Origin of the sequence: Pseudomonas caspiana (genome assembly GCF_002158995.1) — a bacterium.
GTDB classification, from domain to species: Bacteria; Pseudomonadota; Gammaproteobacteria; order Pseudomonadales; family Pseudomonadaceae; genus Aquipseudomonas; species Aquipseudomonas caspiana.
Genome location: NZ_LOHF01000022.1, coordinates 1 through 18,581, shown reverse-complemented (window position 1 = coordinate 18,581; position 18,581 = coordinate 1). Strand labels below are relative to the sequence as shown.

22 protein-coding genes are annotated in these 18,581 nt (G+C 57.2%); 15 read left to right on the top strand and 7 right to left on the bottom strand.

The window, feature by feature from the left end; translation table 11 throughout:
* Positions 1-31: 31 nt before the first annotated feature.
* The 7 genes from cobU (at position 32) to AUC60_RS21315 (ending at position 5,129) form a co-directional block, all read left to right on the top strand.
* Positions 32-553: a bifunctional adenosylcobinamide kinase/adenosylcobinamide-phosphate guanylyltransferase gene (cobU, locus tag AUC60_RS21340; protein ID WP_087272351.1), complete on the top strand. Its 522-nt coding sequence runs from the start codon at positions 32-34 to the stop codon at positions 551-553.
* Positions 550-1,602, top strand: coding sequence for a nicotinate-nucleotide--dimethylbenzimidazole phosphoribosyltransferase (cobT, locus tag AUC60_RS21335; RefSeq protein WP_087272347.1), 1,053 nt, complete (start codon positions 550-552; stop codon positions 1,600-1,602). Before cobU ends, cobT begins: the two co-directional genes overlap by 4 nt.
* Positions 1,599-2,183, top strand: a complete 585-nt coding sequence (gene cobC / locus AUC60_RS21330) for an alpha-ribazole phosphatase family protein (RefSeq protein ID WP_087272344.1) — start codon at positions 1,599-1,601, stop codon at positions 2,181-2,183. The genes cobT and cobC overlap by 4 nt, the downstream gene beginning before the upstream one ends.
* Positions 2,184-2,243: 60 nt before the next feature.
* Complete coding sequence (locus tag AUC60_RS21325) at positions 2,244-2,975, top strand: adenosylcobinamide-GDP ribazoletransferase (protein ID WP_087272341.1); 732 nt, start codon at positions 2,244-2,246, stop codon at positions 2,973-2,975.
* A 206-nt stretch (positions 2,976-3,181) separates the two neighbouring features.
* On the top strand, positions 3,182-4,384 hold the full coding sequence (locus AUC60_RS21320; RefSeq protein ID WP_087272338.1) for an MFS transporter: 1,203 nt from the start codon (positions 3,182-3,184) through the stop codon (positions 4,382-4,384).
* A complete protein-coding gene (locus tag AUC60_RS28290) occupies positions 4,381-4,503 on the top strand; it encodes a hypothetical protein (protein WP_274521400.1) in 123 nt (40 codons plus the stop codon). The genes AUC60_RS21320 and AUC60_RS28290 overlap by 4 nt, the downstream gene beginning before the upstream one ends.
* A gap of 74 nt (positions 4,504-4,577) precedes the next feature.
* Positions 4,578-5,129: a glutathione peroxidase gene (locus AUC60_RS21315; protein WP_087272335.1), complete on the top strand. Its 552-nt coding sequence runs from the start codon at positions 4,578-4,580 to the stop codon at positions 5,127-5,129.
* Positions 5,130-5,223: 94 nt separating this feature from the next.
* Here AUC60_RS21315 and AUC60_RS21310 read toward each other — a convergent pair whose 3' ends face one another.
* The 3 genes from AUC60_RS21310 to AUC60_RS21300 all read right to left on the bottom strand — a co-directional run bounded on the left by AUC60_RS21310 (position 5,224) and on the right by AUC60_RS21300 (position 7,610).
* Positions 5,224-6,489: an OmpP1/FadL family transporter gene (locus tag AUC60_RS21310; protein ID WP_087272332.1), complete on the bottom strand. Its 1,266-nt coding sequence runs from the start codon at positions 6,487-6,489 to the stop codon at positions 5,224-5,226.
* A gap of 151 nt (positions 6,490-6,640) precedes the next feature.
* Positions 6,641-7,120: a hypothetical protein gene (locus tag AUC60_RS21305; protein ID WP_087272329.1), complete on the bottom strand. Its 480-nt coding sequence runs from the start codon at positions 7,118-7,120 to the stop codon at positions 6,641-6,643.
* 265 nt (positions 7,121-7,385) lie between these two features.
* Complete coding sequence (locus AUC60_RS21300; RefSeq protein WP_087272327.1) at positions 7,386-7,610, bottom strand: hypothetical protein; 225 nt, start codon at positions 7,608-7,610, stop codon at positions 7,386-7,388.
* 918 nt (positions 7,611-8,528) lie between these two features.
* On the opposite strand from AUC60_RS21300, the gene AUC60_RS21295 reads away from it, so the two are divergent.
* The 3 genes from AUC60_RS21295 to AUC60_RS28355 all read left to right on the top strand — a co-directional run bounded on the left by AUC60_RS21295 (position 8,529) and on the right by AUC60_RS28355 (position 11,040).
* Complete coding sequence (locus tag AUC60_RS21295; RefSeq protein WP_087272324.1) at positions 8,529-8,951, top strand: tetratricopeptide repeat protein; 423 nt, start codon at positions 8,529-8,531, stop codon at positions 8,949-8,951.
* 194 nt (positions 8,952-9,145) lie between these two features.
* Positions 9,146-10,510: a DNA recombination protein RmuC gene (locus tag AUC60_RS21290; RefSeq protein WP_167384387.1), complete on the top strand. Its 1,365-nt coding sequence runs from the start codon at positions 9,146-9,148 to the stop codon at positions 10,508-10,510.
* 401 nt (positions 10,511-10,911) lie between these two features.
* Positions 10,912-11,040, top strand: coding sequence for a PA1414 family protein (locus tag AUC60_RS28355; protein ID WP_338014038.1), 129 nt, complete (start codon positions 10,912-10,914; stop codon positions 11,038-11,040).
* A gap of 115 nt (positions 11,041-11,155) precedes the next feature.
* Here AUC60_RS28355 and AUC60_RS21285 read toward each other — a convergent pair whose 3' ends face one another.
* Positions 11,156-11,407: a hypothetical protein gene (locus AUC60_RS21285; RefSeq protein WP_087272319.1), complete on the bottom strand. Its 252-nt coding sequence runs from the start codon at positions 11,405-11,407 to the stop codon at positions 11,156-11,158.
* A 248-nt stretch (positions 11,408-11,655) separates the two neighbouring features.
* Complete coding sequence (gene speB / locus AUC60_RS21280; RefSeq protein ID WP_087272316.1) at positions 11,656-12,606, bottom strand: agmatinase; 951 nt, start codon at positions 12,604-12,606, stop codon at positions 11,656-11,658.
* A 269-nt stretch (positions 12,607-12,875) separates the two neighbouring features.
* Here speB and AUC60_RS21275 point away from each other — a divergent pair, with 269 nt between their 5' ends.
* From AUC60_RS21275 to AUC60_RS21265, 3 genes are all read left to right on the top strand, one after another.
* Positions 12,876-13,769, top strand: coding sequence for a LysR family transcriptional regulator (locus AUC60_RS21275; RefSeq protein WP_087272313.1), 894 nt, complete (start codon positions 12,876-12,878; stop codon positions 13,767-13,769).
* A 9-nt stretch (positions 13,770-13,778) separates the two neighbouring features.
* Entirely contained in the window at positions 13,779-14,393 is a 615-nt protein-coding gene (locus tag AUC60_RS21270) for a tRNA-uridine aminocarboxypropyltransferase (RefSeq protein WP_087272309.1), read from the top strand.
* A gap of 98 nt (positions 14,394-14,491) precedes the next feature.
* Positions 14,492-15,454: a DMT family transporter gene (locus AUC60_RS21265; protein ID WP_087272306.1), complete on the top strand. Its 963-nt coding sequence runs from the start codon at positions 14,492-14,494 to the stop codon at positions 15,452-15,454.
* On the opposite strand, the gene AUC60_RS21260 is transcribed toward AUC60_RS21265, so the two are convergent.
* Entirely contained in the window at positions 15,451-16,065 is a 615-nt protein-coding gene (locus AUC60_RS21260) for an NAD(P)H-dependent oxidoreductase (protein WP_087272304.1), read from the bottom strand. The genes AUC60_RS21265 and AUC60_RS21260 overlap by 4 nt on opposite strands.
* The gene (locus tag AUC60_RS21255; RefSeq protein ID WP_087272301.1) at positions 16,058-17,452 is read right to left on the bottom strand and encodes a class II fumarate hydratase; all 1,395 of its coding nucleotides are present in this window, start codon (positions 17,450-17,452) and stop codon (positions 16,058-16,060) included. Before AUC60_RS21255 ends, AUC60_RS21260 begins: the two co-directional genes overlap by 8 nt.
* A gap of 169 nt (positions 17,453-17,621) precedes the next feature.
* On the opposite strand from AUC60_RS21255, the gene AUC60_RS21250 reads away from it, so the two are divergent.
* Together AUC60_RS21250 and AUC60_RS21245 are read left to right on the top strand one after the other, a co-directional pair.
* Entirely contained in the window at positions 17,622-18,149 is a 528-nt protein-coding gene (locus AUC60_RS21250; RefSeq protein WP_087272298.1) for a DUF2059 domain-containing protein, read from the top strand.
* A 15-nt stretch (positions 18,150-18,164) separates the two neighbouring features.
* On the top strand, positions 18,165-18,458 hold the full coding sequence (locus tag AUC60_RS21245) for a BolA family protein (protein WP_027902053.1): 294 nt from the start codon (positions 18,165-18,167) through the stop codon (positions 18,456-18,458).
* Positions 18,459-18,581 lie beyond the last annotated feature (123 nt).

Below are 18,581 nucleotides of genomic sequence, written 5' to 3'. Positions count from 1 at the left end.
ACGTATTTCAATTTGATGGAAAGGCGCTCACATGCAGCAACTAATCCTCGGTGGCGCACGCTCCGGCAAGAGCAAGCTGGCTGAAAGCCTTGCCGCTGGCTCAGGGCTGGAAGTGATTTACATCGCCACCAGCCAGCCAGTAGATGGCGAACTGAATCAACGTGTCGCCCTGCACCGCGAGCGTCGGCCTGACACCTGGGGACTGATCGAAGAACCTATCGAGCTGGCGCGGATTCTGCGGGACAACGCCAGCGTCGAACGCTGCTTGCTGGTGGACTGCCTGACCCTGTGGCTGACCAATTTGCTGATGCTTGAAAACACTGAGCGTCTGGTGCAAGAGCGCCAGGCGCTGCTCGACTGCGTGGCGCAACTGCCGGGCGAAATCATTTTTGTCAGCAACGAAACCGGGCTGGGCGTGGTGCCTCTCGGTGAGCTGACCCGTCGTTATGTCGATGAGGCGGGCCTGTTGCACCAGGCGCTGGCCGAGCGTTGCCAGCGTGTGGTGCTGACCGTCGCCGGTTTGCCTCTGACATTGAAAGGATCTGCATTATGAGTAACTCGTGGTGGCTTGAACCCGCGCAGGCGATCAACGTTCCGGTCAGGGAAGAAGCCCTGGCGCGGCAGCAACAATTGACCAAACCCACCGGTTCCCTTGGGCAACTGGAGCGCGTTGCGGTGCAATTGGCCGGTCTGCAAGGTCGAGTGAAACCCAAAGTCGACGCGGTGTGGATCGCCATTTTTGCGGGCGACCACGGTGTCGTAGCGGAAGGCGTTTCAGCTTACCCGCAGGAAGTGACCGGGCAGATGTTGCACAACTTCGTGACCGGCGGGGCGGCTATCAGCGTTTTGGCTCAGCAGCTGTCGGCGCAACTGGACGTGGTGGACCTGGGCACTGTCAGCCCATTGGATTTGCCGGGAGTACGCCATCTGCGCATCGGTGCCGGTACCGCGAACTTCGCCAAAGCCCCGGCCATGACTCAAGAGCAAGGCCTGCTGGCATTGCAGGCCGGGCGCGACAGCGTACTGCGGGCCAAAGCGGTTGGCACTGAACTGTTTATCGGTGGCGAGATGGGCATCGGCAACACCGCTGCCGCCAGTGCCGTGGCCTGTTCGCTGCTTGAGTGCGCGGCGCAGTTGCTGGTTGGGCCGGGTACCGGTTTGAATGCGGCGGGCATCAGCCACAAGACAGACGTTATCGAGCGCGCGTTGAAGCTGCACGCCGAGCAGGCTGGCGATCCCCTGCAAAGTCTGTTCTGCCTGGGCGGCTTTGAAATTGCGGCGCTGGTCGGTGCGTATCTGGCCTGCGCTCAAGAAGGTATTGCAGTCTTGGTCGACGGTTTCATTTGCAGCGTCGCGGCACTGGTCGCCGTGCGCCTCAACCCTTCGTGCCGTGACTGGCTATTGTTCGGTCATCGCGGCGCTGAGCCGGGCCATCGTCATCTGCTGGAGACCTTGCAGGCCGAGCCTCTGCTGGATCTGGGCTTGCGTCTCGGTGAGGGCAGCGGCGCAGCATTGGCGGTGCCGCTGGTGCGTCTGGCCTGCCAACTGCACAACGGTATGGCGACTTTCGCTGAAGCCGCGGTGGCAGACCGTCCCGCATGATCCTGCATCTTGAAATGTTGCGTCACGGTGAGACCGAACTGGGCGGCGGCATGCGTGGCAGCCTGGACGACGCCTTGACCGAAAACGGCTGGGCGCAGATGCGTACAGCGGTAGCGCAAGCCGGCCCATGGGACCGGATCGTCAGTTCGCCGCTACAACGTTGCGCCCGGTTTGCTGAAGAACTGGCCGAGCGCCTGGCATTGCCGTTGAGCCTGGAGCCGGGCTTGCAGGAATTGCATTTCGGCGATTGGGAAGGGCGCAGCGCCGCGCAGTTGATGGAAACCGATGCTGAAGGTCTGGGCCTGTTCTGGAATGACCCTTACGGCTTCACGCCTCCCAATGGAGAGCCTGTCATTGAGTTTTCGGCGCGGGTGTTGGCTGCTGTCGAACAATTGCATCAAGCCTATGCGGGCGAACGTGTTTTGTTGATCAGCCATGGCGGCGTCATGCGCCTGCTGCTGGCAAAGGCCCGTGGCTTGCCTCGTGAGCAATTGCTGCAAGTCACGGTTGGGCATGGCGCGCTGTTGGCGATAAATGTGGCTGATGGCGGGCTACTGACGGAGCCCCGACCAGACCTGTAGGTGCTCGTGAGCTCCTACAAAAAATCATTTCAATTCAGCGTTTTAGGAGCAAGGCCTGACATGTTGCCGTTCTGGATTGCCCTGCAATTTCTCAGCAGTTTCCCCATCAGCCTGCCCGGCATGCCCAAGCCGCAGGAGCTAGGAAGGTCATTGCTGTTTTATCCGCTGGTGGGCGTTCTGTTTGGTGTTGTGTTGTTGGGCTTGAATGCGCTGTTCAGCGGCGCGCCCGTCATGCTTCATGCTGCATTGCTCCTCACCGCTTGGGTGTTGCTCAGCGGCGGACTTCACCTGGACGGCCTTGCCGACAGCGCCGACGCCTGGCTCGGCGGTTTTGGCGACCGCGAACGCACCTTGACCATCATGAAAGATCCCCGCAGCGGACCGATTGCGGTGGTCACACTGATTCTGGTGCTTTTGCTTAAATTCACTGCGTTGCTGGCGCTGATTGAAAGTCAGAACTCCATCGCGTTGCTGTTGGCGCCAGTGCTGGGTCGTAGCGCCATGCTTGGTCTGTTCCTGTACACGCCATACGTCCGCGCTGGCGGGTTGGGGCAGGCGCTGGCTGACCACTTGCCGCGCTCGGCGGGCAAGCAAGTGTTGATCGTTTGTGCGGTGGCTTGCGTAGTGATTGCCGGTGTGTCCGGTTTGTACGCTCTCGCTGCTGCGGTTGCCTGTTTCTTGTGGCTGCGCCATTTGATGCTCAAGCGCCTGGGCGGCACCACTGGTGATACGGCGGGTGCATTGCTGGAGTTGCTGGAAGTCGCGGTGCTATTGGCGATGGTATTGGCCTGATTTACCAAGGTCATTGTAGGCGCTGCCGAAGGCTGCCAAACATCTTCCTTGACACACCGCTATCGCAGCCTTCGTCAGCTCCTACAAGTACCGTATTGCCAATCCGATCAGATTGACACTCCCATCCCCCACCGCGTAGCTTCTACACATTCTGTTACGGGTATATCCACGTAATTTTTCTTGAGCGCGTGAGCGGGAGAATAACAATGACATCCGTCTGGCGTACCAGTGGCTGGATCCTGCTAGGCAGTGCGTTGATTCTGGCGCTGTCGCTGGGTATTCGGCATGGCTTCGGGTTGTTTCTCGCACCGATGAGTGCCGATTTTGGCTGGGGGCGCGAGGTCTTTGCGTTTGCTATCGCCTTCCAGAACCTGATGTGGGGCCTGGCTCAGCCATTTGCCGGAGCCTTGGCCGACCGCTTTGGTGCTGCGAAGGTGGTGTTCATCGGCGGCATCCTTTATGCCTTGGGCCTGATGCTGATGAGCATGGCCGATACGCCGCTGAGTCTGTCATTAAGCGCTGGCCTGTTAATCGGCATTGGTCTGTCCGGCACGTCGTTCTCGGTGATCCTCGGTGTCGTCGGCCGTGCACTGCCCGCTGAAAAGCGCAGCATGGGCATGGGGATAGCCAGTGCGGCCGGTTCATTTGGTCAATTCGCCATGCTGCCCGGTACGCTGGGGTTGATTGGTTGGCTGGGTTGGTCCAGTGCTTTGCTGGTACTGGGTGTGCTGGTCGCGTTGATTCTGCCGTTGGTGATGATGCTCCGGGACAGTCCGGCACCATTGGTTGGCGGCGAGCAAACCCTGAGTGAAGCCTTGAAGGAAGCCTGTTCGCATTCCGGTTTCTGGCTGCTGGCCCTGGGTTTTTTCGTCTGCGGCTTTCAGGTGGTGTTCATTGGTGTGCATTTGCCTGCGTATCTGGTGGACCAGCATTTACCGGCCAGGATCGGCACCACCGTGCTGGCGCTGATCGGCCTGTTCAATATCTTCGGGACGTACACCGCAGGCTGGCTGGGCGGGCGTATGTCGAAGCCGCGTCTATTGACGGCTCTCTATCTGCTGCGCGCTGTTGTGATCGTGTTGTTCATCTCGCTCCCGCTCACTGAAACCTCTGCCTATCTGTTCGGCGTGGCCATGGGCTTGCTGTGGCTGTCTACTGTTCCACTGACCAACGGCACCGTCGCCACCCTGTTTGGCGTGCGTAACCTGTCGATGCTCGGTGGTATCGTGTTCCTGTTCCATCAATTGGGCGCCTTCCTCGGCGGATGGCTGGGAGGCGTGGTGTATGACCGGACCGGAAATTACGATTTGATCTGGCAAGTGTCGATACTGCTGAGTCTGTTGGCGGCTGCGCTGAACTGGCCCGTGCGTGAACGCCCGGTTGCCCGATTGCAGGCGCACGCGGCATGAGCAGGTTATGGCTCTGGGGCGCAGGCCTGACTGGGGCACTGACGCTGGCACTGATCTGGTGGGCCTGGCAAAACGTCGGGCTGGCCGCCTTGCAGTTGGGCATGGGCGCTTGCCTCTAGGCATTTGGCCGGGCGCGGGTTAGTTTGTCCCATAGACAACAATGACTGCGCCGCACAGGCGCTCGGGATGCCTTATGCACATTCGCTGGATAGCTCTGCCGGTTCTCATGTTCGTTTTAGGTGGCACTGCCATGGCTGCTGATTGCCCGGCCCTGTTGCAAGGTGAGTTGCCCAAGCTGCGCGCCAAGGAAAACATCAACCTGTGCGAGCGCTTCGCCGGCAAGCCAATGCTGGTGGTCAACACCGCCAGCTTTTGTGGTTTCGCCCCCCAGTTCAAAAGCCTCGAAGCATTGAATCAGCGCTTCAAAGGGCAGGGCCTTGAAGTGCTCGGTGTGCCGTCCAATGACTTCAAGCAAGAGTCCAAGGATGGCGAAGAAACCGCCAAGGTCTGCTACGTCAATTATGGCGTGACCTTCACCATGACTGAGCCACAACCCGTCAGAGGCGACGACGCTACCCACTTGTTCAAAGTGCTGGCCGAGCAGAGCAACGCGCCGCGCTGGAATTTCTACAAGTACGTGGTGGATCGCAAAGGCAATGTAGTCGCCAGCTTCTCCAGCATGACCACACCGGATGATCCGGAGCTGATTGCTGCCGTTGAGAAGGCTATCGCTTCCAGGCCTTGAATCAGTAATAACGAAAAAGCCCCGCAACCATTGCTGATTGCGGGGCTTTTTGTTGACTCGCAAACGGCTGGGTCAGCCCGTTGCGATCGATGCATCAGAAGCGGTAGGTGATCGAGCTGCCCAGACCGTGAGCGGTGTTGCGGAAGTCCGCGTTGTAAGTGCCTTTCGTAGCGCTGGAATCACGGATCTTCGCTTCATCTTCGCGCAGATACGAGTACGCAACATCGATGGTCAAGTTGTCGTTCGGGCTCCAGCCAGCGCCGAAGCTGATCGCTTTGCGGTCACCGGTAGGAATGCGCGGCGAGCGGTTTTCATTGTTGGTTGGCGATTGATCCACCGAGAAACCGGTGCGCAAGGTCCATTCCTTGTTGACCTTGTAGGAGGCACCAATGGCGTGAGCCCAGGTGTCATGCCAGTTCTGAGGCTCGGAGATGGTGCCGATGGTTGGGGTCAGCGGGCCAGGTACGCCGCTGTTTTTGACGTCGATGCTTTCCAGACGACTCCAGCGTGTCCAGGTACTGCCCGCATAAAGTGTCCAGTTGGCGTCCAGCTCATGGGTAACCGAGAAGTCGACGGATTCAGGCGTGGTCAGATCCAGCGACGCGTCGTACTTCTGGCCGTTGAACGGACCGAAGTTGGGGCCAGAGATTTTGGTATCGCCGTCGAGCTTGTATTTAACCTTGGAGTGGTAGGTTGCGCCCACGCGTGTGCTGTCGGTGGCCTGAACCAGAATGCCCACGTTGAAACCCAGCGCGGTGTCATCACCCTTGACCTTGACCTTGCCGTCGTTGATCGGCCCGGTTACCGGGTTAAGAGCTGAGGAGGTCAGCTCGCCATCAATACGGTTGATGGTCGGGCCAAAACCAATGGACACCTTGTCGTTGAATGCGTAGCTGATGGTGGGCTGGAAGGTGACAACCTGAACGTGGCTCTTGTCTGCAAAATAGCGCCCGGCGAAACCACTTTCGTAATCAGTGACCAAGCCAAACGGAACGTAAACCCCCACACCGAATGCCCAGTGATCATCAATCGGCTTGACGTAATACCCCATCGGAACTCCGACGACCGGTACCATATCGCCATCATTGCTGCCGCCGAATGTGCTGCTGGCGTCATCAATATCGGTCTTGGCGATGATTGCTGCTGCGCCAACGCTGACTTGTTCGCGCTTGAGACGGGACATACCGGCAGGGTTGCCGAATACGGTACTTGCATCGTCGGCAGATGAGGAGCGGCCCGCGAAACCGGTACCCATCCCACTGATGCTTTGTTCATTGATGGCAAAGCCGGCGGCGAACAGTTGGGAGGCAGCGAGACTGACGGTGAGGCCAATTGTGGTCTTGAGCATTACTTTTTTCATTATTAGAACTCCATGTTGATCACCGCGCGGAAATTACCAACATTTTTCAGAATGCGCCATAGTCCTAATGGCCTGATCTAGAGCTGTTTTTGTAGGACAATCCGATAAAAATGCAGGCATTTGTTTTTATCTTGATTTGGGCAAAGGCCATTCATGCCGGGTGCGAAAGTGGCGTGACGCAGGTCTGCCAGGCGCTTAAAAAATCGCGTAACCGGCCTTGTGGCTGAAATATTTCGCGCCATATTTTGGCCATTACACGGGGATCTTCGTCGTCGGGCAGGCCCAAACCGCCAGCTTCGACCATCAACCAGGCAATAGCAGTCGAGTAGCGCAGATTGACGGTTAACTCCAGATGCGGTCCGGTCAGAAACGCATGTTGGCTGGCCAGGCCTCGAACCAGACTGGCCAGTTCGGGATCCAAGGCGAGATAGTTGTCCCATAAATGTCGGTGGCGGCATTCGGAAATGCTGTAAAGACCATGTCCGCGGCGGCTGTCCAGCGCGGCACCCAAGTCGGATTGGCTGGCAGCAACGGCGAGCAGGAACGACTCTGCGCGAGGGCTATGCCGGTCCAGATAAAGCAAAGTGGGCCGGATTACGTGGCGGGATAAGTCTCTGGCATCGATTCCCATAACATCCTCGGGAAGAAGTGACCGGCGGGTCCGTACGTATGGCAGCGACTGATCAGGATCGGACCCGGCGGAAGCGACCTGGGCCGCTCAAGTTGAAGTGTAGTGTCATATTTCGCCTGTAACGGACTGTTTTTAAGTTAATTCCTGCCAGTCGTCGCTTTCCATATAGCCCTTGGCAATAGAAGAGACGTTGTAAAATCGAGGCAAAAAAAAGCCCCGACTTATCCAGTCGGGGCCATTTATTCCTGCGAAAACGAGCGGCGTATCAGGCAATCAGGGCCTGACGGGTACGCTCGATCACTGCCTGCAGCGGTTCTGCGCTGGAGTACTGATCGGGGTACAGGCGCTCGGTGTGGCGAGCAATGCCGTGTTCGTTGACGAGGGTGAAGCTGAAGCAGCCTTTACGAGCGGCCATGATCAGGCAGTTCATTGGTGCAAAAGCGTTGGTCAGTGTATGGATAGCGTGTTGGGTCTGATTATGAGTAGTCATGATTAAGGTGTTTCCTAAAACGACACGGAACATTGCCGTGCAAAAATAAAACGTTCCAGTAAACGCGGGCGATCCTGATCTGAGGATGCGGCTGGGCGAAGAACCTGTCTGGAACAAAAGCAGCCAGTTGAAACGCACTTTATCGTATGGCGTTCGGGCTGACCGGTAGGTACTTAGGAGGGCAGGCAACACAACAAGAGCAAAGGTTCGACGCTCTGGGTGCAGATCCTGATCAATTGCAGGCTGGTTCGGTCAGGCCATGGATGATTGCATTGCCACTCCCGTCTGCGGGTAGTCGGCATGCAGGCCATGTCTGGAAACCATCGAGGTGGTCGATCCCTTGTTGTCAGCAACGTTCTCACGTCATGAGAACCGTTTGCCGGGGGACTTTTTCGACCAAAAATTGACTTTCAGCTTGGTACTAACGGCGACGATGGTAACGGAGTTGCCTGGGCATTAAAAGGGGGATGGTGAAAAAATGTGCAGAAGGGAGCCTCCGTTCGTCGCCATATGTCCTCAAAAGCCGGTTTCAATTGAGATCAGCTAGCACTTGCAAGCGGCTTGTAGCGATATTTTTGTGAGCCAATCGCGGTTTGGAACCGACTTGTGCACATTGGCGCAACTTGCTGCCACATCACTGTCATATGCGCGCCTAAGGGCTTGATTTACAGTGGTGAATTATTAAGTCAATGAAAAACATCAATTTTTTTTGCTGGTGAAAAAATCGTCAGTTTAAGCGCAGGCCCCATTCTGCCTACGTTTGCGGGGTGTGAAGGCGGGTTGTCCACTGAGTTATCCACAGCTTCTGTGGATTGTCCCTAGCGCTTGCTCTACTAAGCGCCTTTCACGACTTGGCCCTTTACCTGAGCCAGAAAAAGTGTAGAGTTGCGCGCCTCCTGATTTGCCCCCGTTGTGTGTATGAAGTCTCGCCCTGATCTGTCACCCGAACCATCTGTTGCTTCCCGTGAACCTGCACGTTTTTCTTTGCGTGTTGCCTTGTGGTTGCTGGATAACCCGCGCCTGAATCAAAAGCCCAGCGTCAAACATTTTGCCGGCCGGTTGCTCAAGCAACCTGCACGCAGTGGTGTGGTGGTTGCGCAAAGCCGACTCGGGCAAATGCTTTGCCGGGACTGCGGCAATACCCGTGATCGCCGTATCGGCCACGAGTTGCTGCGGCAGGCTGCTCGGGCAGGGGATTGTAATGCTCAATTCGAGTACGGTCGGCTGTGTGCTCAGGCTCCCATCAATGAACCGCAACAGGCGCGTCATTGGCTGGAGCTGGCTTCGGCAAAAGGCTCGCAGGATGCCAGGCATTTACTCCGGCAACTTGACCGTCGCTAAGCGCACCGCTAATCCAGTGCCGACGCCTGCCTCGCATCGCGCATAATGCCGCAAGCACGAATTCGGTATCGGGAGTCTCTATGGCATTGGATTTGAACAGCCTGCTCTTCGGGCTTGGCGCAGCAGCATTGCCGCTCTTGGCGTTGGCCTGGCAACTGCAGCGCAAACTCAGCCTGCAGCAAGCTGAGACCGCACTGCTTGACGAACGACTGAGCACTGCCCAGATGGCCCAGGACGGGTTGAATGCTCAACTGGACGCCAGCCGCGATGAAATCAGCGACTTAAGCCAGGCAAACTCGATCAAGCAAGCCGATCTGGCCGCGACCCGGCGTGAAGTCGAACTGCTGCGTCATGAGCGTGACAACGCCCAGGCTGCCGCTCAGGACTGGAATCACGAGCGCGCTAATAAAGAAGCCGAGCTGCGTCGTCTTGATGTGCAATGCGCCGCCCTCAGTGCCGAGTTGCGTGAGCAGCAAGAAAACCATCAGCAACGCCTGAACGATCTGCAAAGCTCTCGAGACGAGCTGCGGGCTCAGTTTGCGGAAATGGCCAGCAAGATTTTCGACGAGCGCGAGCAGCGTTTTGCCGAGACGAGTCAGCAGCAACTCGGCCAGTTACTCGACCCGCTTAAAGAGCGCATTCAGTCGTTCGAAAAGCGTGTGGAGGAAAGCTATCAGGCTGAGGCCCGGGAGCGTTTTTCCCTGGGCAAGGAGCTGGAGCGTCTACAGCAGCTCAACCTGCGCCTTAGCGATGAAGCGACCAACCTGACGCGTGCCCTCAAAGGGCAGAAAACCCAGGGTAACTGGGGCGAACTGATTCTTGAGCGTGTGCTGGAGCATGCCGGGCTGGAAAAAGGCCGCGAATACCAGACTCAAGTCAGTTTGAAAGGCCCGGACGGTGAGCGTTTTCAACCTGATGTCCTGATCATGCTGCCCGGTGACAAGCAAGTGGTGGTGGATGCCAAGGTCAGTCTCACGGCCTATCAGCAGTACATCAGTGCTGACGACGATGTGATCGGTCAGACCGCACTGAAGCAGCATGTGCTCTCGCTACGCAATCACGTCAAAGGCTTGTCCGGCAAAGACTATAAACGTCTGGAGGGGCTGCACAGTCTCGATTTCGTCTTATTGTTTGTACCGATAGAAGCAGCATTTTCTGCTGCCCTGCAGGCTGAACCGAACCTGTTTCAGGAAGCATTCGATCGCAACATCGTGATCGTCAGTCCGACGACCTTGCTCGCTACCTTGCGGGTCATCGACAGCCTGTGGAAGCAAGAGCGCCAGAGTCAGAACGCCCGGGAAATTGCCGAGCGTGCGGGTTGGCTGTACGACAAGTTCGTGTTGTTCATTCAGGACCTGGATGAAGTCGGCAGTCGTTTGCAGCAACTGGACAAGGCCTACAGCGCGGCCCGTAACAAGCTGACGGATGGGCGAGGCAATCTGGTCAGCCGTAGTGAACAGCTCAAGCTGCTTGGCGCCCGGGCTAGCAAGAATCTGCCCGCCGATTTGCTGGAAAAAGCCATGACCGATGATGAAGGGCTGGTGCAGTTACCGGAGTGACGTGCGGGGTTTTGCGCGGCTCCTGGTCAGAAAATACGCTTCTGTGAATCCAAATGCGTATCTGTAGGGGCTGCCGGGGGCTGCGGAGCGTTACTTCTGACATACCGCCATTGCAGCCTTCGGCAGTTCCTGCAGGGTAAGCGTTTGTTTTTGGCAGCGGGGTGGTCGGCAATGCGGTCAAAGCCGATCCGAATCCTCGAGCTGGGCATGATCCAGACTCTTGTCTCACCGTCTGTCGCATAAACACGCGAGACCTACGCAAGAAATGTCACATTGAACACATCGTGAAAGATGTTTTTCCGCAAGACTGCGTGAGCAGGCGTAAAGTGTCAGTTGGCACTACTATCTGTAACAAGCGGCTTGAAAATCAGTCGTCGAGTATTTCCCTGAAGGGGGGCTTTATGAACACTAAATTGCAAGATTGGCTTCATGATCTCGGGGTCGCTTTAGGTCTGATCGAACGCCCTAAATTGCAACCCGTACCTGTTCGCACTGACGACAAGCGGCGCCGCCAGCCCCAGCGTCGGTAATTAACGCTGCATCTCCCTCCCGGGACGCGTCCGCGTCCCGTTGCAATGCTTAGGTCTGAGCGCCTGCGAACCTGTTTTTTACATCAATAACGCTGCCGGGTACTGGCGTGGGTTATTAGTGTTGGCTAAGGAAAATGTGATCAATCAACGCCATTAGGGTCGTACTCTCCGAGTGCTTCAGCGCCTCTTCTCTCGCGCGTTTCTTGAAGTTGATTCCAGACTTCTGGAGCATTTTGGAAAGCTCGTCTATATCGTCCTCATCAAGAACCAGGCTATCAATGGTCTGATTGTCCTCGATGACTGTTTTGTCCACAAGAATGACCCCGAGCGCATCCACAACGTGTTGCCGTATTTCTTCACGATCCATGAAAACCTCCTGTTTTTTGTCGTTGGAGGATCAGCCCTAACTTCCATAAAACAGAGGGTGTTTCCGTGTGGTTATGCACTGGCATCATTAAGCGCTACGAGGTTTACACTCTGTTGGCCCAAGTGCTTCCATGCTCCTGCAATGCTTAAGGCTAGCTCATAACTTTCAACATCTCGGTCATCTGTCGTGTCAGCAGGCAAATAAAAAAGGATGCCTGAAGGCATCCTTTTCGGTACAGCAGGTGTCGCTTAGCGATGAGCCACGCCAGGCAATACGCAGAGCATTTCGTAGAGCAGATTGGCACCTAATAGAGAAGTGTTACCTGTGGTGTCATACGGGGGCGAAACTTCGACCAGATCGCAGCCGATCAGATCCAGCCCCTGACAACCACGAATGATCTCGATGGCTTGAATAGTGGTCAGCCCGCCGATTTCCGGCGTGCCGGTACCAGGAGCCCAAGCGGGGTCGATGCCATCAATGTCGAAACTCAGGTAAACAGGACCGTCGCCGACTTTCTCCCGGACTTCAGCCATCAAAGGCGCGAGCGACTTGTGCCAGCATTCTTCGGCCTGAACCACGCGGAAGCCCTGCTTGCGGCTCCAGTTGAAGTCTTCGGCAGTGTAACCCTGAGCGCGCAGGCCAATCTGCACCACGCGATCGCAGTCCAGCAGGCCTTCTTCTACAGCGCGGCGGAACGTGGTGCCGTGAGCAATTTTTTCGCCAAACATATGGTCATTGACGTCGGCATGGGCGTCGATATGCACGAGTCCAACCTTGCCGTGCTTTTTATGGATGGCACGCAGGATCGGCAGGGTGATGGTGTGGTCGCCGCCCAGCGTCAGAGGGATCACGTCATGGCTGAGAATCTCGTCGTAGGCTTCTTCGATGATCCGTACGGCGTCCAGCAGGTTAAAGGTGTTGATGGCAACGTCGCCAATGTCCGCGACTGACAGCGAATCAAACGGCGCAGCACCAGTGGCCATGTTGTAGGGACGAATCATCACCGATTCGGCGCGAATCTCGCGAGGACCGAAACGAGTGCCAGCGCGCAATGAGGTGCCGATATCCAGAGGAACCCCGACAAAGGCGGCGTCCAGACCTGCGGCGGTTTGCAAATGCGGCAAGCGCATCATGGTAGCGATACCGGCGAAGCGCGGCATTTCGTTGCCGCCCAGTGGCTGGTGAAAAATCTTGTCCACGAGTGTGCCTCAGCGTTGGTTTCAATGAGGTCGATTTTGCGAAGCGTGAACGCGGGGAACAATCGCTGAGGCGAAATACTTAGTTCAGGAATTTCAGAACTAAAGGGGTTTTGGGCTAAGCTTGCGCATCTTTCGGTGTATGTGGGAGCTGGGCTTGCCCGCGATAAGGCTGGCGCAGTTCACTTGAAAACGCAGCGCCTGAATCGCGGGCAAGCCCAGCTCCCACCGGTCCGGTGTTATTCCAAATCATCGCATTGCGGACCTATTCCATGCTCAGCGCTTTACCCGACCTTAAACTCCTGCGGATTTTCGCCAGCGTGGTGCGCCATCAAGGCTTTGCGAGCGCGCAGCAGGAGTTGAACCTGTCGACCTCGGCGATCAGCACTTACATGAGCCAACTCGAAGCGGCGCTGGGCATCGTCCTGTGTCATCGAGGCCGGGGTGGCTTCAGCCTGACCAGCAAAGGCGAGCTGTTCCATCAAGAAACCCTACGCTTGCTCGGAGAGCTGGAGGGGTTCGAACTCTATGCAGCAGCGCTCAAGGGCGAGCTGCGCGGCACGCTTAACCTCGGGGTGCTGGACTCCACCGTCAGTGACAGGGCCTTGCCGTTTGCCGAAGTGATTGGTGCTTACAGCGCAGAGCATCCGGCAGTGCATTTACACCTGTCGGTGATGAGCCCTTACGAGTTGCAATTGGGTGTGTTGGATAACCGTCTGGATCTGGCCATTGGCTCGTTCTCCACGCGCATGAACGGTCTGCTTTATCAGCCGTTGTATCGCGAGCAGCACTGGCTGTATTGCAGTAATCGTCATCCTCTGTTTACCGAACGGCGGATTCCCGAGCCAGTCATCGCTCAGCAACGCATGGTCGGGCGCGGCTACTGGAGCCAGGCAGAGCTGGCCCGGCATGGCTTCAAGCACAGTGCAGCAACCGTGGAAAGTATGGAGGCGCAACTGATTCTGGTGCTCTCGGGCGCCTACATCGGTTATTTGCCGGAGCACTACGCGCAATCCTGGGTGGATTCAGGTCATCTGCGAGTGCTGCTGCCTGCGACGTTCGGCTATCAGGCACCTTTTTCGATGATTTTGCGCCGCGGGCGTAGTCGTGAGCCATTGATTCAGACTTTCCGTGACCTGCTCAAAGCGCAACTGAACCCCATCTGAGGAACGCTGATGTCTCGCCTTCGCTGTGAACGCTGCCTGCGTCCCGAAAGCCATTGCCTGTGTTCATTGATCCCGCACCTGGACAGCCGCACGCGGGTGTTGATTCTGCAGCATCCCAGTGAGGTGAACCATGCGCTAAATACCGCGAAACTGGCTGCGCTGGGCTTGAACAATTCGCAGCTGGTAGTGGGTGAGGTTTTCGAGGATTTGCACACGTTGCTCAATCCGCCGGGTTATCGACCGTGCCTTTTGTTTCCGGGGGAGGGGGCGCAGAGTCTGGTGGCGGAACCGGTGGACAGCTTGCCGAGACTATTGGTGGTGCCAGACGGCACCTGGCGCAAGGCGCGCAAGCTGTTACATGTGAATCCTGAGCTGGCGGCATTGCCTCGAGTGACGCTAGGCACGGCTCCTGAATCGCGCTACCGCTTGCGCAAGGCGCCGGGGCCTGACGCCTTATCCACTCTGGAAGCGATTACCCACGCTTTGCAGCTTATTGAAGCCCCGCGTTCATTCGCCTCATTGCTCGCGCCGTTCGAAGCGCTGATCGATAAGCAGATTGCAGCCATGGGTGACGACACCTACCAGCGCAATCACGTTGAACCGCGCGCAGGTACGGCGGACTAAAACACTTGTGGGCACTCTAACAGCCTAACTGTAACTGTGTGGCCAGGCTGATAAGGCCTAGACTGTCTTCCTGCTTTATAGGTCAGGGACTTCTTTTCATGCATATTTCTTCTGGCCGCTGGGTGTATGGCCTTTGTCTGGCGCTGCTCACGGCGTTCTTGTGGGGCATTTTGCCGGTCAAGCTCAAGCAAGTCTTGCAGGTGATGGACCCGGTTACAGTGACCTGGTTTCGGCTGTTGGTATCGGGGATGTTGTTGTTCATCTGGCTTGCGGCCAAACGCCAACTGCCCAGCTTCAAGGTGCTGGGTGTGCGCGGCAAGATACTGGTGGCGCTGGCAGTCTTTGGCCTGGTTGGTAATTACATTCTGTACTTGCTCGGGTTGCAGATTCTCAGCCCCGGTACCGCGCAACTGATTATTCAAGTCGGTCCTATTCTGCTACTGATTGGCAGTGTGTTCCTGTTCAAAGAGCGTTTCACCTTCGCTCAAGGACTGGGCCTGGCGGTTCTGATCGTCGGTTTCACACTGTTCTTCAATCAGCGGCTCGAAGAACTGCTGACGTCCATGAGCGAGTACACGACAGGTGTGCTGATTGCTTTTCTGGCTGCGACGGTATGGACCTTCTACGGCCTGAGTCAGAAGCAACTGCTGACCGTGTGGAACTCGTTCCAGGTAATGATGGTGATCTACCTGTTTTGTGCTTTGGTGATCACACCTTGGGCGCACCCGATGGAAGCATTGCAACTGAGCCCCGTGCAGGGCTGGCTGTTGCTGGCGTGTTGCCTGAATACGCTGGTTGCCTATGGCGCGTTTGCTGAGGCGCTGGCGCATTGGGAAGCTTCTAGAGTAAGCGCGACACTGGCGCTGACGCCGCTGGTGACCTTTGCGTCAGTGGCCATTGCAGCCTGGCTATGGCCTGACTACGTCAAGACTGAAGAGATCAACGCGCTGGGCTATGGAGGGGCGGTGTTGGTGGTGATGGGGTCGGCAGTGGTTGCCTTGGGGCCTTCGGTGTTGGCTGGCCTGCGGGCACGCAAAGCCAGGCTGGCGAGTCAGGCTTAACGTTTGCCGAGTTGTTCTGCCTGTTTAAGCCATTGCTGGCGTTGTTCCTCACCTGACGTCTGTACGGGAGCAAACTCGCTCAGACGTTTGGTCTTGATGCCACAAAAAGCCAGCACGGTGCGGACCATCTGCCTATGTGCCGGTGCGCCGTACACCCAGCGGAAGTAGCGCGGCGGGGTGTCCATTGTCACTAACAACTCCGCCGTGCGGCCTTTGAGTAATTCATTGGCCGCGCTCCTGCGACCGTGGTTCTTGAAGGCAAAGCCAGGCATTAGCACCCGGTCCAGAAAGCCGGTGAGCAAGCTCGGTAAGCCTCCCCACCAGACCGGATAAACAAACACCAGATGCTCGGCCCAGTGGATTTCCCGCTGCGCCTCCAGCAAGTCGTGTTCCAGCACCTGGCTTTGTTGATAGCCGTTATGCAGCACCGGATCGAAATCCAGTTCGCTGAGTTTCAGCATGCGCACCACATGGCCGCCGCTTCGCGCGCCCTGAGCATACGCCTCGCCCAGAGCATGCCCGAAGCTGGCAGTTTTCGGCGTACCGAAAATCATCAGGATGCGTTTCCCGTCCCCCTCCAGCCGGGTCGCCCCATGTCTGCCCTCAACCATTGCTGCCTGCCTCAAGCATTTTTTCCGGTCGCACCCATGCGTCGAACTCCTCGTCGGTGAGGTAGCCCAGCGCCAGGGCCGCTTCACGCAGGGTAAGGCCTTCGCTGTAGGCTTTTTTGGCGATTTGTGCGGATTTGTCGTAACCGATATGCGGGTTAAGCGCCGTTACCAGCATCAGGCCACGTTCCAGATGCTCGGCCATTTTCTCGGCATCGGGTTCCATGCCTGCCACGCAATGCTCATTGAAGTTACTGCAGCCATCACCCAGCAAGCGGATCGATTGCAGCAGGTTGTGGATGAGCACCGGTTTGAACACGTTTAGTTGCAGGTGGCCCTGGCTGGCGGCAAAACCAATAGTGACGTCGTTACCCATCACCTGACAGGCCAGCATCGATAGCGCTTCGCACTGCGTCGGGTTGACCTTGCCGGGCATGATCGAGCTGCCGGGTTCATTGGCCGGCAGCTTCACTTCGGCAAACCCGGCTCGTGGGCCAGAGCCCAGCAGGCGCAGGTCATTGGCTATTTTCATCAGGGTCCCGGCCAGGGTTTTCAGCGCGCCTGACAGAGCCATCAACGGTTCATGCCCCGCCAGAGCGGCAAACTTGTTGGGGGCCGTCACAAACGGCAGACCGGACAACGCCGCCAACTCCGCAGCTACTGCTTCAGCAAAGCCATGGGGCGAATTCAACCCGGTGCCGACTGCGGTACCGCCTTGAGCCAGTTCGTAAACCGCCGGGAGGGTGGCGCGAATCGCTTTCTCGGCGTAATCCAGCTGCGCAACATAGGCAGACAGCTCCTGACCGAAGGTGATCGGTGTCGCGTCCATCATGTGCGTGCGCCCGGTTTTCACCAGCTTCATGTGGCGCGCCGACTGCTCGGCCAGACCCGTGGACAACTCGGCAATTGCGGGCAAAAGCTGCTCTTTGACGGCTTGCGCAGCAGCAATGTGCATGGCGGTCGGGAAGCAATCGTTGGAGCTTTGTGAGCGATTGACGTGATCATTAGGGTGGACCGGCGTCTTGCCGCCACGGCCCTGACCCGCCAGTTCATTGGCACGCCCGGCAATCACTTCGTTAACGTTCATGTTGCTTTGGGTACCGCTGCCGGTTTGCCAGACCACCAACGGGAATTGCGAATCCAGATCGCCAGCCAGCACTTCGTTGGCCGCCTGTTCGATCAGGCGGGCGATGTCTGCGGGCAGGTCGCCATTGCGGTCGTTGACCCGGGCGGCGGCCTTCTTGATCAGGGCCAAGGCATGCAGCACCGGCAATGGCATGTGCTCGTCGCCGATGGCGAAATTGATCAGTGAGCGTTGAGTCTGAGCTCCCCAGTAAGCGTCATCGGGAACGTCGATCGGGCCAATGCTATCGGTTTCTGTGCGGCTCACTGGACTCACTCCTTAAGTTTGAATGAGCAGTTTAGGCCCTGTGATCTCATCTGGGTTCCCCCAATCGCGTTTTTAACCGCTGGGGCAGTCAGGGGTTGAGCCATAAGCAAACATGGGCGCAGAATGGTCGGCCTTGGGGTTCTGCCTCGCCTGCTAGAAAGGAAACTCGATGACCCGTCTTCGCGCCATCTGTACTGCGGCTGTTCTGGTATGTGCCAGCGGCCAGGTTCTTGCCGATACCGCCAGCCACAACGCCAGCGCTGAAACCTTCTTGAAACTGGCTAATGCCGACAAGCTGGGCACCCCGGTGTACATGCAAGTACAACAGATGTTTGCTCAGCGTTTCGCCGAAACCAAAGCGCCAGAAGCGAAAAAAGCCGTTCTTGAAACTTACCAGGCCAAAGCCAACGCTGCACTGGATCAGGCCATTGGCTGGAATAAGCTGAAGCCTGACATGGTCAAGCTTTACACTGCTAACTTCACTGAAAGTGAGCTCAAGGATCTGGTTGCGTTCTACCAGTCGCCGTTGGGTAAAAAGGTTCTGACCAAGATGCCTGAGCTGACTCAGCAGTCCGCTCAGTTGACGCAGGGCAAGCTGGAAAGCGCTGTCCCGGTGGTCAACAAGTTGCTGGCTGACATGACCACTGAACTGGAACCGGCCAAGAAAGCCGCTCCTGCTCCTGCCAAAAAGCCCTGATAAGCGAAGCCCGTCATGACTATGCAAACGCGAATCGAGTCAGCGCTGGCTGTGTTTCAACCATTGCATTTGCAAGTACTCGATGAGAGCCACATGCATAGCCGTGGCGAGCAGACTCACTACAAGGCTGTCATTGTCAGTGAGCAATTCGAAGGGCTTAACGCCGTCAAGCGGCACCAGAAGGTCTACGGCATTCTGGGCGGCTTGATGGGCGAGTTTCATGCCTTGGCGTTGCACACCTATACGCCGGTCGAGTGGGCGAAAACCGGCGCTGCGCCGGTTTCGCCTGTTTGTGCGGGTGGTGACTGACAGCGGTTTTGTGTACATATCCGATATTGGGGTAACGGCTAATATTGGTTGCGCCCTTACGGCGCCTCACTTTTGATAGAGCGCAAAAGTAAGCAAAACGCTCTTGCCCCATCACTTGGCAGC